Source organism: Flavobacterium sp. UBA6195 (assembly GCF_002422095.1).
GTDB lineage: Bacteria > Bacteroidota > Bacteroidia > Flavobacteriales > Flavobacteriaceae > Flavobacterium.
The window spans coordinates 26,341-42,788 of the sequence record NZ_DITB01000124.1; the positions used below are offsets into that span (position 1 = coordinate 26,341).

15 protein-coding genes are annotated in these 16,448 nt (G+C 33.2%); 4 read left to right on the forward strand and 11 right to left on the reverse strand.

Features of this window, described 5'->3' with window-relative positions; all coding sequences use genetic code 11:
- Nucleotide 1 precedes the first annotated feature (1 nt).
- Together B4I81_RS11075 and B4I81_RS11080 are read right to left on the reverse strand one after the other, a co-directional pair.
- Nucleotides 2-1,069: a glycosyltransferase family 9 protein gene (locus B4I81_RS11075; RefSeq protein ID WP_291110627.1), complete on the reverse strand. Its 1,068-nt coding sequence runs from the start codon at nucleotides 1,067-1,069 to the stop codon at nucleotides 2-4.
- Nucleotides 1,070-1,885 (reverse strand): 2,3,4,5-tetrahydropyridine-2,6-dicarboxylate N-succinyltransferase, encoded by an 816-nt coding sequence (locus B4I81_RS11080; protein WP_291110629.1) that lies wholly within the window; start codon nucleotides 1,883-1,885, stop codon nucleotides 1,070-1,072.
- Between the two features lie 115 nt (nucleotides 1,886-2,000).
- Here B4I81_RS11080 and ruvX point away from each other — a divergent pair, with 115 nt between their 5' ends.
- The 4 genes from ruvX (at nucleotide 2,001) to mazG (ending at nucleotide 4,487) form a co-directional block, all read left to right on the forward strand.
- The gene (ruvX, locus tag B4I81_RS11085; protein ID WP_291110632.1) at nucleotides 2,001-2,414 is read left to right on the forward strand and encodes a Holliday junction resolvase RuvX; all 414 of its coding nucleotides are present in this window, start codon (nucleotides 2,001-2,003) and stop codon (nucleotides 2,412-2,414) included.
- A gap of 55 nt (nucleotides 2,415-2,469) precedes the next feature.
- Entirely contained in the window at nucleotides 2,470-3,057 is a 588-nt protein-coding gene (gene def / locus B4I81_RS11090) for a peptide deformylase (protein WP_291110634.1), read from the forward strand.
- 103 nt (nucleotides 3,058-3,160) lie between these two features.
- The gene (locus tag B4I81_RS11095; protein WP_291110635.1) at nucleotides 3,161-3,592 is read left to right on the forward strand and encodes a DUF5606 domain-containing protein; all 432 of its coding nucleotides are present in this window, start codon (nucleotides 3,161-3,163) and stop codon (nucleotides 3,590-3,592) included.
- A gap of 121 nt (nucleotides 3,593-3,713) precedes the next feature.
- Nucleotides 3,714-4,487 carry a nucleoside triphosphate pyrophosphohydrolase gene (gene mazG / locus B4I81_RS11100; RefSeq protein ID WP_291110636.1) on the forward strand — a complete coding sequence of 258 codons (774 nt, stop codon included), beginning with the start codon at nucleotides 3,714-3,716 and terminating at the stop codon, nucleotides 4,485-4,487.
- Between the two features lie 377 nt (nucleotides 4,488-4,864).
- On the opposite strand, the gene B4I81_RS11105 is transcribed toward mazG, so the two are convergent.
- The 9 genes from B4I81_RS11105 to B4I81_RS11145 all read right to left on the reverse strand — a co-directional run.
- Complete coding sequence (locus B4I81_RS11105) at nucleotides 4,865-5,791, reverse strand: hypothetical protein (protein ID WP_291110638.1); 927 nt, start codon at nucleotides 5,789-5,791, stop codon at nucleotides 4,865-4,867.
- A 45-nt stretch (nucleotides 5,792-5,836) separates the two neighbouring features.
- The gene (locus B4I81_RS11110; RefSeq protein WP_291110640.1) at nucleotides 5,837-7,720 is read right to left on the reverse strand and encodes a DUF349 domain-containing protein; all 1,884 of its coding nucleotides are present in this window, start codon (nucleotides 7,718-7,720) and stop codon (nucleotides 5,837-5,839) included.
- A 372-nt stretch (nucleotides 7,721-8,092) separates the two neighbouring features.
- Complete coding sequence (locus B4I81_RS11115; protein WP_291110642.1) at nucleotides 8,093-8,848, reverse strand: shikimate dehydrogenase family protein; 756 nt, start codon at nucleotides 8,846-8,848, stop codon at nucleotides 8,093-8,095.
- 87 nt (nucleotides 8,849-8,935) lie between these two features.
- Nucleotides 8,936-9,904, reverse strand: coding sequence for a DUF368 domain-containing protein (locus B4I81_RS11120; protein ID WP_291110644.1), 969 nt, complete (start codon nucleotides 9,902-9,904; stop codon nucleotides 8,936-8,938).
- Between the two features lie 132 nt (nucleotides 9,905-10,036).
- On the reverse strand, nucleotides 10,037-11,431 hold the full coding sequence (locus B4I81_RS11125) for a tetratricopeptide repeat protein (RefSeq protein WP_291110646.1): 1,395 nt from the start codon (nucleotides 11,429-11,431) through the stop codon (nucleotides 10,037-10,039).
- Nucleotides 11,432-11,615: 184 nt separating this feature from the next.
- Complete coding sequence (locus B4I81_RS11130) at nucleotides 11,616-12,806, reverse strand: aspartate aminotransferase family protein (RefSeq protein ID WP_291110648.1); 1,191 nt, start codon at nucleotides 12,804-12,806, stop codon at nucleotides 11,616-11,618.
- A gap of 84 nt (nucleotides 12,807-12,890) precedes the next feature.
- The gene (locus tag B4I81_RS11135) at nucleotides 12,891-14,582 is read right to left on the reverse strand and encodes an OstA-like protein (RefSeq protein WP_414655103.1); all 1,692 of its coding nucleotides are present in this window, start codon (nucleotides 14,580-14,582) and stop codon (nucleotides 12,891-12,893) included.
- Between the two features lie 93 nt (nucleotides 14,583-14,675).
- A complete protein-coding gene (locus B4I81_RS11140) occupies nucleotides 14,676-15,254 on the reverse strand; it encodes a hypothetical protein (protein WP_291110650.1) in 579 nt (192 codons plus the stop codon).
- 63 nt (nucleotides 15,255-15,317) lie between these two features.
- A partial coding sequence (locus B4I81_RS11145; RefSeq protein ID WP_291110652.1) for an adenylosuccinate synthase occupies nucleotides 15,318-16,448 on the reverse strand: 1,131 nt, incomplete at its 5' end.

Here is a 16,448-nt window from a genome sequence, read left to right on the forward strand (position 1 = left end):
GTTATTTTAAATGATCTTTTAAAAAGTTTGAAAGTGACTCCATGAATAAATTTGGAGTAAGTTTATTGTAAAACATATTGTTGTTTTCTTTTAATTCTTTGGCTGATAAATCTTGTTTTAATTCAGGAAAATAATCAAAAACATGTATTCCAATATTGTTTTTGCCATCTTCAAAAACACTCCAACTTTCCTTTTTTATCCACGGTGAAAAAATAGTAAATGTTGGTTTTTGAAGTGATTTGGCAATATTTATAGCTCCACCGTCATTACCAATCATTAGGTTACAGTTATTTACAATTTTAATTAGTGACCTTAAATCGGTGCCAATCAAATCAAAAACAATTTTTTCTTGTGTTAATTTGTTACAAGTGTTAAATAGTTTTTTTGCTTTTTCTTTTTGGTTTTCAGTATAATTAAAAAGTATTTTAACATCAAAATTGGCAGCAACAAAGTCAATTACTTCTGAAAGATAGTTCTCAGGATAGGTTTTAGAAGCTTCACTACCAAAAATACTTACTATAATTACTTTATCAGTATCACCGTCAATTCCATTTTTTTTAAATAGAATATTAGTCTCTTCTTTTTCAGAATCCGTTATAAATAACTTTGGATAAGGATCAATATTATTTTTATGAATCAATTGTTCAAATAAACTTATTTTTCGTTCAATTGCCAATCCGTAAAAACTTTTGGGCTCATCTGCATGGTTAACTTTTGTATTATAAGCAATTTGTAATCCTTTGTTTTTAAAACCAATCCTTTTATTTGCACCAGAAAGTAATGTAATAATTCCACTTTCTAATTTAGCATATGCATCAATTACGATGTCATATTTTTCTTTTCTAATTTTTAAAGCAAATAAAATTAAATTGAGCCCGTTTTTATGTTTTTTACTGTCAAAAACAACAATATTATCAATATTAGGATTGTTTTCAAGTACAGGTAAAGTAAAGTCATACACCAAATAATCTATTTGAGCATCTGGATATTCAGTTTTAAGATTATTACAAATAATAGAACTTATTAAGACATCTCCTATAACTTTTTGTTGTATGACTAAAATTTTCATTTATACCGCTACGTTGTATTCTCTCAATGCATCATTTAAAGAAGTCTTCAAATCGGTTGAAGGTTTTCTTTGCCCAATGATAATTGCACAAGGCACTTGATAATCGCCAGCTGGGAATTTCTTCGTATAACTTCCAGGAATTACTACCGAACGAGCCGGAACAACTCCTTTGTATTCAATAGGTTCATCTCCTGTTACGTCAATAATTTTAGTAGAACCAGTCAAACACACATTCGCACCTAAAACCGCTTCTTTCCCTACATGAACACCTTCTACCACAATACATCTTGAACCGATGAAAGCACCATCTTCAATAATTACTGGAGCGGCTTGTAATGGTTCTAAAACACCACCAATTCCAACACCACCAGAAAGGTGAACATGTTTTCCAATTTGTGCACAACTTCCTACGGTTGCCCAAGTATCTACCATCGTGCCTTCATCTACATAAGCTCCAATGTTTACATAACTTGGCATTAAAATTACACCACTTGAAATAAAAGCACCATATCTTGCTACTGCATTTGGAACTACACGAATTCCTTTTTCTGCATAATTGCGTTTCAACAACATTTTATCGTGATATTCAAAAATACCTGATTCCCAAGTTTCCATTTTTTGAATAGGGAAGTACATCACTACTGCTTTTTTAACCCATTCGTTTACTTGCCAGCCATTTTCAACTGGTTCTGCAACACGAAGTTTTCCGCTATCTAATAATTCGATAACTTCTCTGATGGCTTTTTGCGTAGTTTCTTCTTGTAATAAAGCACGATTTTCCCATGCTTGTTCTATTGTAGCTTGTAAATTGGTCATGATTGTAAAAATTTGTGATGCAAAGATAAATCATTTGTTTGAAAGCAAAAATCAATAGTTTAAAGTTTGGTGCCTATTTTGTTAAACAAATGCGTTATTTTTGTAAAAAAATAAAATGTCAAGAATATTAGCCATAGATTACGGAATCAAAAGAACAGGAATTGCCGTTACTGATGAAATGCAGATGATAGCTTTTGGGCTAACTACAATTCCATCCGAAACTGCAATTGCTTTTTTAAAAGATTATTTTTCGAAAGAAAAAGTAGCCTGTGTAATTGTTGGCGAACCTAAGCAAATGGACGGTACACCTTCGCAAAGTGCCGAAATTATCAATGCGTTTGTGGTAAAATTTCAAGCAGCTTTTCCTGAAATGCCTGTGAATAGAGTAGATGAACGTTTTACATCCAAAATGGCGTTTCAAACCATGATTGATAGTGGTTTAAATAAAAAACAACGCCAAAATAAAGCGTTGGTTGACGAAATTGCTGCAACAATTATACTTCAAGATTATTTACGTTATAAAAAATAGTACTTTTGCACTCGAAATTTAGAATTCAGAAGTTAGAAATTAGAAATTACAGATTATGATTTTACCAATATACGGATACGGAGAACCAGTTTTACGTAAAGTAGGAGAGGACATTACACCAGAATATCCGAATCTTAAAGAAACAATTACTAATATGTATGACACAATGTATCATGCACATGGCGTTGGTTTGGCGGCTCCACAAGTTGGGTTACCGATTCGCTTGTTTATTGTAGATACCGAACCTTTTAGCGATAGTGATGACGTTTCTAAAGAAGAAGCAGCATTAATGAAAGAGTTCAAGAAAACGTTCATTAATGCAAAAATCATCAAAGAAGAAGGCGATATTTGGGGATTCAACGAAGGTTGTTTGAGTATTCCAGATGTGCGTGAAGATGTTTTTCGCCATGATACCATTACAATTGAATATTTTGACGAAGATTTCAATAAGAAGACTGAAGTATATGATGGTTTAATCGCGCGTGTTATCCAACATGAGTACGACCACATCGAAGGAATTTTATTTACCGATCACTTATCGATGTTGAAAAAGAAGCTAATTGGGAAGAAATTGCAAAACATCATGGATGGTAAAGCAAGACCTGATTATAAAATGAAATACGTAAACAAAAAAGGACGTTAATTGCAGTATTCAGTAAAATTTAATTTCTTTTAAACTTTTTACTTTTTACTTTTCACTTTTTACTTTAAAATAATATATTTGCCTACCTTAATAAGTAAGAAACATGAGCATTCAAAAAATATTAGCTATTTCTGGGAAACCAGGTTTATATGAATTAAAAATTCAAACACGTACAGGATTTGTTGCCGAATCTTTATTAGACGGAAAAAAGATAACTGTAGGAATGAGAGCTAACGTAAGTTTGTTATCAGAAATTGCAGTTTATACGTATTCTGAAGAAGTGCGTTTAGCAGAAGTTTTCAAAGCAATTGCTACGAAAGAAAACGACGGTATGGCAATGTCTCATAAAGAAGACGATGCAAAATTAAAAGCATACTTCAGAGAAATTTTACCAGAATTTGACGAAGATAGAGTATATACTTCTGACATCAAGAAAATTTTAAACTGGTACAATTTGTTACAACCTAAAGGTTTCGTTTCGTTAGAAGCGTTATCTAAAGAAGTAAAAGAAGAAGAAGCTCCAGCTGCTGAATAAGCATTGGAAAAATTATACTTTAAAATCCTGCGTTTTCCACGTGGGATTTTTTATTTTTACAGAAGCAAGAACAATTTTCAGGCTATTTAACAATTCAACAATTTAACAATTCAACTCCAAAATGAACACACGCCAACAACAACTACAAGCTTTCAACCGACTTTTAGATATCATGGACGATTTGCGCGAAAAATGTCCGTGGGATAAAAAGCAAACACTTGAAAGTCTACGTCATTTAACGATTGAAGAAACCTATGAATTAGGCGATGCTATTCTAGATAACGATTTGGAAGAAATCAAGAAAGAGTTAGGTGATGTATTGTTACACATTGTGTTTTATGCGAAAATAGGAAGCGAAACCAATGCGTTTGATATTGGCGATGTAGCGAATTCCATTTGCGATAAATTAATCGATCGTCATCCGCATATTTATGGCGATGTGGTAGTTGCGAACGAAGATGAAGTAAAGCAAAATTGGGAAAAACTAAAACTGAAAGAAGGCAAGAAATCAGTATTAGAAGGTGTGCCTAAAAGTTTACCAGCATTAGTAAAAGCAAGTCGCATTCAAGATAAGGTAAAAGGTGTTGGATTTGATTGGGAAGAACCGCACCAAGTGTGGGACAAAGTACAAGAAGAACTAAACGAACTCCAAGTTGAGGTACAAGCCGGCAATCAAGACAAAATAGAAGCCGAATTTGGAGATGTTTTGTTCTCCATGATAAATTACGCAAGATTCTTAAAAGTAAACCCAGAAGACGCCTTAGAACGCACCAATAAAAAATTCATCAAACGTTTCCAATATTTAGAAAGCAAAGCCACCGAATTAGGCAAACCGTTAATGGATATGACGCTAGCGGAAATGGATGTTTTTTGGGAAGAAGCGAAGAAGTTGTAGTGTTCAGTGGTCAGTCGCAGTGTTCATGTTTAACCACAAGGAGCACAAAGAAGGCACTAAGTACGCAAAGTTTTTAAAGTGCAGTTTGTCATGCTGAGGTAACGAAGCATCACATAACGCATATCACGCACAGTTTGTAATGCTGTCAAGCATCTCTTTTATGCCATCCCTTCGGTATTTTTACCTGCTATATTACTTTATGTTACCCATATTTCATGCCTAACGGCATTTTACAACAGTTGTATTCACTTTTTTTAGTTCCTTTGGAACGGGAAATCGGTAAAATAAACACAACGATTAGGAAGTTCTGTAAAGACGATATATTAGTGTGTTATGAAAATGATTGTCATGTTAGAAAAATAAATTGATTTACCTTTTTAATTTTCGTCTAAAATAATTTCAATTTCTCTAATTTCAACGTTAGTATTTCCATCTAAACTTACATTTGTAACTTGCATTGAATATAAAGGCCAACCCGTATTGTGAATAGAACTTGTTAAAATGATGCTGTGCTCTAGTTTTTCAATATCTTTTTTATCCTTAGCACTTATTTTTTGTTCAGTTATTTTTTCTCCAAAACGTATTGCTTCCTTCGCAAGTTGTTCTTGATTTACATATTGTTCGAGTAATAGTACGACAAAATCGTTATCCTCAGAAATTTCGGTTAATTCAACATAAACTTTTGCGTCAAAGGGATCGCCACCCAAAAGATTATCAACTTTTAAATCACCCTCTAAAACCTCATTTAATTTATACGCCCCACCATGAAAATTATAAAATTGATTAATGTCTTTTGTAGTGGTACTATTTACAGCCGATTTTTCAGTGTACAAGGTTTCAAATTTTTTAATTAATGCAACTAACTCTTTGTCAGACTTTGAAATTTCTTTTTTAAGTATATCAAGTGTCTTTTGATAATCTCTAGTTAACTCTTCTAAATTTAAAATTTCTTTGAAACCTCCCATTTCATCTGTTTTGAAAATAATTTTTCTATTTTCATTTACAGAGATAATTTTTGAAAGTAGGGGATGTTTAACATTGGTTTTAAAATCAGAATACTGCCATTCAATTGTGTAAGAGTTAGCTGTTGAGTCAGTAATTTTAATATTCAGTGTAAAGTCTACTTTACTTTTTAAAATAGAATCATTCCCAGTTACTTTGTATTTGGAATGTGTGATTTTGTATTGTTGCTCTTCGTTCAAATCCCAATAGCCAATGGCTTGAAAAGTGGAATCTTTTGGATTGATTTGACTTAAAGAATAGTTAGAAACTAAAAAGATAAAAAGGATAAAGATGTTTTTCATAGAGTTTTTTTTGAAAAATCCCGAGCCTAAACCCGGGATTCCATCTTACATATTTTTAATTTGCTGTAGCTTTTCTTTCCACAATTTCAGGTCGTCTTTGTGGCGTTCAATGTTTTTCTGAACTTCTTTAATAAAAGGATTTTCACCTTTCGAACTACTGCTAATAAACTGAATATTATTCTCTAATTGGAAAATTTCGCTTTGTACTTCGTCGATTTTCTTTCTGATGAAGAACTGCTCTTGTTCTAAAGCTCTGCGGTCGTCGCCTTCTGCTAATTGCTCTAAGCGATTGTTAAAACGCATCATTTCGGTGTCTTTTTTAGACATACTTAGTTTTTCAAACAAAGCATCTAAAATCTTATTGAATTTTCCTTCGATGTGTCTTCTGTTAAAAGGCACTTTTCCAAAGGTTTTCCAAGTTGCAATGTGTGCTTTTATCGCATCTAAATCCGCTTTGTGTTCGCCCGTTAAAGCGAATGATTTCAACTCTTCTAAGAATGCTTTTTTCTTTTCAAATGCTTCTACCTCTTCACTAGTTTCGGCATTTCTTGCTTCGTGCATTCTGTCGAAATACGCATTACAAGCATCTTTAAAGTCTTTCCAAACACTGTCCGAATATTTACGAGGTACGTGCCCAATTTTCTTCCAATCGTCTTGAATTTTCTTCATAATTGGAGTTGTAGCAGCGAAATCAGAACTGTCTTGTAACGATTTGGCTTTTTCTACTAAGGCTAACTTTTTATTTAAGTTTTCGTGTTGCTCGTGTTTGATGTCTTTATAGAAAACGTTTTTATTCGCATTAAAAGCTCGAACCGCATTTTTAAAGTTAGCCCAAGTTTCCTCTGTTACTTCCGCTGGCACTTTTCCTGCTTTAAAGAATGCTTCACGCAACGCTTCCATTTTCTGAATTTGCGCTTGCCATCCACTGTGCGAATCGATTTTCTCGTTTCCTAAAGCGATGATTTGCGAAATAATTTCGTTTTTAACCGCTAAGTTGTCTGATTCTTTTGCTCTTGCTTCAGCATATAAACCTTCACGTTTATCGTGCATTTGTTTGGTAATTTCGCTGAATTCGTTCCAAATCGCTTCTCTGTGTTCACGATCAACCGGACCAATTTCTTCTTTCCAAACGCGGTGTAACAATTGCAATTCACGGAACGCTTTCATTACGTCAGTTTCGTTCAACAATTCTTTTGCTTTGGAAATTATAGCTTGCTTTTGCTCTAAATTGTTTTTCAAATCTAAATCACGCGCTTCTTTGTCTAAATGCATGATGTCGTAAAAACGCTCCATGTGAAAATGGTAGTTGTTCCACAAGATGTTGTATTTATCTCTTGGAATTGCACCTGCATTTTTCCAACGCTCACGAATGTCGTTTACTTTCTTGAACATATCGCTAATGCTCGAATCACCAGAATCGATTAAGTTTTTCAACTCTTCAATTAAGTTTTCACGAACGGCGAAATTTTGCTCTAAATTGTTTTGTAATTGTTTGAAGTGTTTCGCTTTACTAGCTTTGTACGCGTTGTAAATGCCATCAAACTTATTTTTTAAAGGAAAGTGATACTCAAAATCTAAACCTTCTTCGTTGTTTTGAGCTAAGAATTCCTCTTTTTTCTCGTCTATAAAATGGTGGTATTTGTCCGAAAAAGCTTTTCTAATCCCTTCTACATGGTCTTTAATTGCCATTACTTTTTCGTTGTTGACTAATTTTTCCAGCTCATCGGTTAAGGCTTCCATCGACATTGCATCGTAATCCAATACCGGAATTTCGTGCTTTTCTTTTATCGAATCATCTTCGCTTTCTTCCGCATTAGAATTGTCTATTTCCTCTAATACCGATTGACTAATAATGGTAACACCATCTAATTGTTCCATTTGGTCTTGTCCATCTGCGTTTTGCAGGTTATCATGTGTTGCTTCTGACATTGTGTAAATGCTTAAGGTTACTAATAAGGTGTGAAGATACTAAAGCACTGCGTAAATTCAAAAAAAATCGAATAATAATCGCTTATTTTCTTTAAAACGAGTGTTTTGGGCTTCCTTGCCATCCATTTTCCCGCTATCCGCTATATTCGCCAAGGCGAGATGTCGCTCCTATCGGGGTTAGATAGCCATCAAAAGGCTTTCTTGGGATTGGTTCTTTGAAGAAGTTTTGTTTCAGAATAAACGTACAATTAAATGTGTTCTATGTCAAGTGCAACGCCTAAATTCAACGCATAGTTTTTCTAATGTGTCTATGTGTTTAAAAGAAATCAGTTGCAATCAGCGCTTGAAAATCTGTCTAATCCGCGTGCTAATCTACTCATTCCAAATCTTCCAAGCCTTTTCTGCCTGTAAAACCAACATTTCGTAACCGTTTTTCGTCACGGCGCCTTGAGCTTTGGCTTTTCTTAAAAATGAGGTTTCTTCTGGATTGTAAATTAAGTCGTAAGCAATATGTTTTTTGGTAAACAAACTGTAATCTAAATTCGGACAATCGTCTACATTCGGATGTGTTCCTACTGGAGTAGTGTTGATGATAATTGTGTACTCTTCAAAAATAGAAGCATCTAATTCTTCGTATTTGTATTGAAATTCATCAGCCGTTCTGGAAACAAAATCATATTCAATTTTCAAGCTTCGTAAAGCGTAAGCAATGGCTTTACTTGCACCACCCGTTCCTAAAATTAATGCTTTTTTATGATGCTCTTTCAATAAAGGTTGTATCGATTTTTTGAATCCGTGATAATCGGTGTTGTAACCTTTTAGTTTTTTCTTTTTGGAAATGGTTATGCAGTTTACAGCGCCTATTTTCTTAGCTGTTTTTGATAATTTATCCAAATATGGAATAATCTCTTCTTTGTAGGGAATAGTAACATTTAAACCACGTAAACCTTTAATTTCTGTGATTATTTTGGGAAACTCTTTAATGTTTTCAATATCGTAATTTTTGTATTCACAATTGTCAAAATGACCAATTTCAAACTTCTCATTGAAATATTTTTTTGAAAAAGAATAGCTAATATTTTGGCCAATTAAGCCAAATTTCAACTGTTTTTTTGTTTTCTTTTTCATTGGTATTGAGTTAAAAATTACTATTTATCAAATATAATCAGACTCATGTTTTTATTTGTTACATGAATGTTATTTTTTTTAATAATTTTAGTTTTTTCCTAGTTTACTTGCCATTTTTTCCATTCCAAAAATCAATATAAATCCTAAAATGGCTAATATAACAGCCATCGCAATTTGCGGTTCACCATTGAAATTTTGGGGTAAAATACTTTGGTCAATATAGGGCACCACTTCGCCATGACTATTGATTCTGGTTTCTAAAACTTCTTTCCAAGGCCAAACTTTATTTAATGAACCTACCATAAATCCTACTAACAATGTTAGGGTGGTATTTTTATGATTAGCAAACATCCAGTGTAATACTTTAGAAAATGATTTTAATCCGATAATGCAGCCAAGTGCAAAAATGCCTAATTTTAATAAAGCTTGTGTTAAGATTTCTGAATTGGCTGAAGTTAATCCTTCTCTGAAAGTATTGATTGTTCCAATTACGGTTTCATATGAACCCATTAAAAGTAAAATAAAAGCGCCAGAAATTCCGGGTAAAATCATGGCAATAATCGCAATAAATCCGGATAAAAATAAATACCAATAACTATCAGGAGAACTCACTGGTCGAGCAATAGTAATGTAATACGAAATCGTAATTCCTATCAATAAAAAAAGGATGTCAACTAATTTCCAACTCGTAATTTCTTTCCAAATTAGTGTAATACTGGCTATAATTAAACCAAAGAAAAAAGACCAAACTAAAATAGGTTGGGTTTCCAATAAATGGGTTATCACTTTAGAAAAAGTCAAAATACTGATTCCAATTCCGGTTAATAAAGCCAATAAAAAACTACCGTTTACTTGTTTCCAAGCCGCTTTTAATCCGTCTTTTTTTAATGTTTTTATGACAGAAAGATTCACATTGTTAATGCTATCAATCAATTCTTGATAAATTCCAGAAATAAAAGCAATAGTTCCACCAGAAACACCTGGAACAACATCGGCAGCACCCATGGCTAAACCTTTAAGCGTAATAATCAAATAATCAGGAAATAGTTTTCTCATTGCAATAAATAGTAATTTTTCAAAAGTTAACAGTTGTCATTCTGAACTTGTTTCAGAATCTTAATTTGTATCATAAAAGAAGCTGAAACGAGTTCAGCTTGACAAATAGTTTTTTAATATGTTTTTTTATTTCTATTTTTTAAACTTTAATATCGTATTCTGAACTTCTGTTCTTTCCCAAACTACTGGGAATAACTCTTGAAACAAAGTTAGGTGTTTTGATTCTAATTTCATCCCATTAATTAAATGAAGATTTCCTTTTGTAACATCGTCCATTAGGAAATACAATCCTGCCAAACGGTACTCAATTTCGTATTCATCTGGTAAAACATTGCTGGCTTCTAATAGAATTTCAAGAGCAGTTTCAAATTCACCTAAATATTGTAAAACGTCTGTCCAAAGTGTGAATGTGTCTAAATTAATATCACCACATTCAAATGCTTTGCGGTAACCATATTCTGCTTCTTCAAAAAAATGTAAGGCACTATTTACAGCGGCAAAACGCTTCCAATATAACGAATTGTCACCATCAATTCCAATCGCTTTATTTACATAGTACAACGCTTTTTGGAAGTTTTTTTGACGAATGTAAAAATCTGTAATCGCAATCCAACCTTTGTCTAACAACGGATCTTCGTGAACTGTTTTTAAATAATAATTTAAAGCAAATTCAAAGTTACCTAATCGCTCATAACATTTTGCCACACGAAGCAATACGAATGATGAAGGATCGTCTAATTCTAATGTAACATTATAGCAATCAATCGCTTCTTGATATTTTTTGAGTTTTTCGTATGATTTTGCTTTTTCCATGTACGCACCTAAAAAGGTTTCGTCAATTAAAGTTGCATAATCAAAAGCCCAAACTGCTTTTTCGTAGTTTTTTAATGCGTAATATTGGCGTCCTAATTGGTGCCAAGCGACTTCGCTATAGGGATTTCTGTCAATGAATCGGTTTAGATAAACGATGGCTTCTTCATTTTGATCTAAGAAATCAAAACAATACACCACGTTATAAAGTGCTGAATAATCTTCGGTGTCTTCATCTAAACATTTGATAAAATTTTCTTTAGCCATTTCTAAATTATCCATAAACAGGTATTCCATACCTATCATAGAATATACATCAGCATAATCATCTGTATATTTTAAAGCAATTTCCAGATAAGAAATGGCCTTTTCGTGTTCGTCTCTTTTAGAATGTATGTTGGCTTTTTGAATATAGATTTCTTCGTTAGTTGGTTCAATAGCATACAACTCATTAAGAAGCTTTTCAGCAATATCGAGTTTGTCTTCGTAAACCAACATTTCTACTTGAACTAATTTTAATCCAGTAGATTTTGGATGTTGTTCTAAACCTAATTTTAGCGCTTTTTTGGCCAAATTCAATCGACCTGTATCCATATAATGAAGAATGATGTCTTCAAACTCTTCCGAATCAAAGAAAAAAACTTTGTTGGTTTTTAACATCGATTCAAATTTAGATAAAGACAAGCTGTTTTCTTCTTCTTCGTGACTCAAATTCATGCGCTTCGTTTTATGATTTTATCCTTATTAAAAGTAAGGAATAATATTGGGGTAGTGGTTTTGGGTGTGAATTGTTTTAAACAATTTAATTAACAATTTACAATTGCAAGAGCAATGTCAAAAATCAATTTCAAAATTTAGTTTGAGTTAAAAAAAACATTAAACTCCCATCTTCCATCATCCATCATTTCATTTCTTTTTCTATCTCATTTAATACCTCAATAATAATGCCACAACCTTTTTTAATTTCTTCATTACTGATGGTTAATGGCGGTGTAATTCGAACAGCGCAACCTTCGAAAAGGAGCCAAAATAAAATAACACCTCTTTTATGACAACGTAAAATCACTTCATTTGTAATTTCAGGAGAATCAGTCATTGCAGCCAACATAAGTCCTCTGCCGCGAATTTCTTTGATTAATGGATGTACTAAAAGCTTTTTGAAAAGTTGTTCTTTTTCTAAAGTTTCAGCCATTAAATTAGTTTCGGTAACTTCTTGTAATGTTGCTAAACTCGCTGCTGCTATGACAGGATGTCCGCCAAAAGTGGTAATGTGACCTAATTTAGGATCATGACTTAGTAAATCCATCATTTTTTCAGATGCGGTGAAAGCGCCTACAGGCATTCCACCTCCCATTCCTTTACCCATAACCACCACATCGGGAATAACATCGTAGTTTTGAAATCCGAAAAGTTTTCCAGTGCGACCAAATCCGGGTTGGATTTCGTCTAATATCATGATAGTGCCCACTTCATCACAACGTTGGCGTACTTTTTTAAGAAAATCGTTTTGAGGTTCAATAAAACCAGCACCACCCTGAATCGTTTCTAATAAAACTCCAGCTGTTTTGGTAGTGATTTTTTCTAAATCCGCTTCGTTATTAAATGTAATAAAATCCACATCAGGAATTAACGGGCGAAAAATTTGCTTACGTTCCTCAAATCCCATTACACTCATGCTTCCCATAGTATTCCCATGATACGCATTATGACACGAAATCAATTGACTTCTGCCTGTTACACGACGAGCTAATTTTAAAGCGCCTTCAATAGCTTCCGTTCCTGAGTTTACCAAATACGTTTTCGTAAGTGGATAGGGAAGATATTCTGCTAACAACTTACATAATTCTGTTGCTGGATGTTGGGCATATTCCCCATACACCATCACATGAGAATAAGTATCTAATTGTTTTTTAATAGCATCATTTACACGCTTTGGTTGATGTCCTAATGTGCAAGCAGAAACTCCAGCAACCATATCTAAATAGGCATTGCCTTCTGTGTCGTAAATATAAGAACCCTTAGCATGAGAAATTTCCATAGCTAATGGGTGAGGTGAGGTTTGTGCTTGGTATTTAAAAAAATCGTCAATCATTTTAATCTGCTTTAGGTTTCTAGCAATGGCTCAAAACTTTGTTGTGAATTACTAAACAATATTTAGCATAAAACTTACGGCTTATTACTTCTTCACAGTTTTCTTTTTTGAGTCTGCTTTTTTCTCGATTTTCTTTTCTTTCGCTTTTTTGTTTTCGTCGAAATCTAAAGTTTCTGGAAGAATTTCCATTGGTTTTGCAGCTTCTTTTGCTTTCTTTTTGGCGTCGATTTGAATTTTATCGTCTAATGCAATTTCTTCTGCTGGGAAAATATCATCTTTTGATAAGATGCGTTCATCACCACGCCAAAGGAAACCTCTTAGTTTTCGTGCGTTTTCTGGAAACTCAGCTTCAGGATAAATAAAACTATCTGTTTTTGTAAAGAAAGTAATTGAATTGATTTTGTTAGCCTCTAATTCTAAATTGATTTTACTACAAACTGTTTTGTTGATACCTATAAATTCGTTGGCATCGTTGTACATGTAATAAATGACTTCCGCATTTTTCACAACATCGACTTCTTTTAGTTTACTTTCAATAAATTTTCCAAATAAATTTTGCCCTTTAATCTGATTGTAGCCATTTTTACTAAGACTATCTTTTTGAATAATAAAAGCGTTATTGAGAACTTTTAGCGAATCTAATTTTTGGGTTTTGTTATTTCCAATTAAATGCATAATGTCACCCGTCATTTGATTCTCATTGTTCCAAAGAATTGGGCGCCCAATTAATTTTGTTAGTTGTGTTTTATTGTTTGAATGGAGCGAATCACATTTCCCACTCATATCACTTTTATAAAATCTAACGTTGTTAAAAGCACGAATTACACGATCTTCTTGCGGACCCGAAACAATGATTTTTTTACCATGCATGTACATTGTATCTTTTTCCACCAATGTTTTTACTAAAGCTCTTTTGGTTAAAATCATTGAGTCTTTTTTGGTAGCGGCATTTCGGTATAATTCAGCATAATGACCTGTAGCGATTACGTTGTTAATTGTATCGGTAATTTTTACATTATTAATACCTCTCGAATAATTTTTCTTTCTGTCGTAATACAAATCATCACCTTCGATTATTTTATTGTCGAGCGTTATTTTGGAGTTTTTGGAGAGTTTTCCGATGTCGTTTGTGGTATCGTAGAATCCGTTTTCGGTATAAATTACGTTTTCTTTGCTAGTAATAGTTGAAGGTCCAAAAACATAGGCGTGACCTGAATTTTCGTAATAATCTAAATTATTGGTTTTGATTGTGCTTTCTGGATTCGTAACCGTTACTGCGGTTGTAAATTTGTATTTTTTTTGGTCTACATAATAGCGTCCTGATTTACTTTTCAACGTATTTTCTTTGTTGTGAATGGTACCGTAGGTATTGTAAGATGCTACTTGATTTTTCTTGTCAAAATAAACGGTATCGGTTGTCAATGTAGATTCTGGCGAACGTAAAACCACATCTCCCGTAGCAAAAGCAAGTTCTTTATCACCATTGTATTCTGCATAACGGCTGTTCATGGTAATGGTGTCTCCTTGATTCATTTGAACGTTTCCAAATGCTTTTATGTAATTTTCATCTTTAAAATGATAGGCTTTGTTGCAAAACATTTTTACGCCATTATGGATAATACGTACATTTCCAGTAAACACAATTGCGCCTGGAATCTCGGTTTGATTCATATCAACGAAATCCGAGTTTTCTATGATGATTTTTTTCTTTTCTTGAGCTAACGAAAAAGTTACAGTTAGCATTAAAAAGGCGATATAAAAAAATGTGTTTTTCAAGTCGGATTTATTTTGAGCCAAATTTAAGTAAAAACTCTAAAAACGACTGATAATTAAGAATAATTTATCACTTTATGGTGTTTGAAAATTAGTTTATTTGTAAAGAATTACTAACCAATAAGCGTTTTCAGGTTGAAATAAGCCTAATCCAGGTGTGTAAAGAACAAAGCCAATTTTCCCATTATTATTTAAACAATCATTGGTAACTTGAAGATTCTTGATGGAATTCCAAACGCTCGTATAATCAAAGTTTGTGTATCCTTCACCTGCCAAAATATCTGCAGTAGGCAAGAAATATTCAATTTCATCTAAATTTATAGTTGGATTAAACGTAGTGGTTTCATAATCAGATGGATTATAGTCTAATGGTAAGTCGTAAGAGCCTCCCATCCATGCGATTGGACCATCAAAAATAACTTCGTTTGTAGGTGTAAATTTTAGGGTATAACTTCCAAAATCACCAGGAGCAACATAAATTTCTTCGATAGGTAAAGTGTTTGTCATAGCAATGTTGTTAAATTCAAAGCTATTACCACCTTCAAAAGTATGGGTTAAAAAATCAACTTTTAAGATTGATAATTCTCGATTTGGATTTTGAATTGCATTATCATCTGCGTCATCTGAACATGATGCAAGTATAAGAATAAGAAATAAAACGGCTATTTTCTTCATGATTTAAAGTGCTTTCTTGTAAAGATAAAAAAAACGCTTTCAATTGAAAGCGTTTTTAAGAAATTATTTTGTTATCGTTTGTTTTCTGTCTGGTCCAACTGAAATTACTTTAATTGGCACTTCAACTTCTTTCTCAATAAATTCGATGTACTCTTTTAATTCTTGTGGTAATTCATCATATCTTGTCATGCCTGTTAAATCGGCTTTCCAACCTTTCATTTCGGTGAAAATTGGAGTTACATTTTCAGGTTCAATATTATATGGTAAATGTTGAATTTTTTGTCCTTTATAGTTGTAACCTGTACAAACTTGTAAGGTGTCAAATCCAGAAAGTACGTCACCTTTCATCATATACAATTGCGTAACACCATTAACTTGAACGGCATATTTTAAAGCCACTAAATCCAACCAACCACAACGACGTGCACGTCCAGTAACAGAACCAAATTCGTTACCCACTTTAGCCATTGTTTGTCCAGCTTCTTCGAAATCTTCTGTAGGGAAAGGACCGCTACCTACACGTGTTGTGTACGCTTTGAAAATTCCGAAAACATCTTTTACTTTATTAGGTGCAATTCCTAAACCTGTACAAGCTCCAGCTGCTGTTGTATTAGAAGAAGTTACGTATGGATACGTTCCAAAATCAACATCTAATAAAGAACCTTGCGCTCCTTCTGCTAAGATTGATTTTCCTTCTTTTAAAGCTTTGTTTAAATATTCTTCGCTATCAATGAAAGTTAATTTTTTCAAGTCTTCTACTGCTGCAAAAAACTCATCTTCCATTTCTTTTAAGTTGTATTGTAATTCTACATCGTAGAAAGCTATCATTGCTTCATGCTTATCTGCTAATGCTCTATATCTTTCTTTGAAATCTTCTAATTCGATATCTCCAACTCTAAGTCCGTTTCTACCCGTTTTGTCCATATATGTTGGACCAATTCCTTTTAAAGTAGAACCAATTTTTGCTTTTCCTTTTGATGCTTCAGAAGCGGCATCTAACAAACGGTGTGTTGGTAAAATTAAGTGGGCTTTTCTTGAAATGAATAATTTAGCTGTAACATCCATGTTGAATTTTGCTAAACCTTCAATTTCTTTTTGGAAAACTACCGGGTCGATTACCACTCCATTTCCAATGATATTAATTGCGTTTTTGTGGAAAATTCCAGAAGGAATCGTTCTTAAAACGTGTTTGAT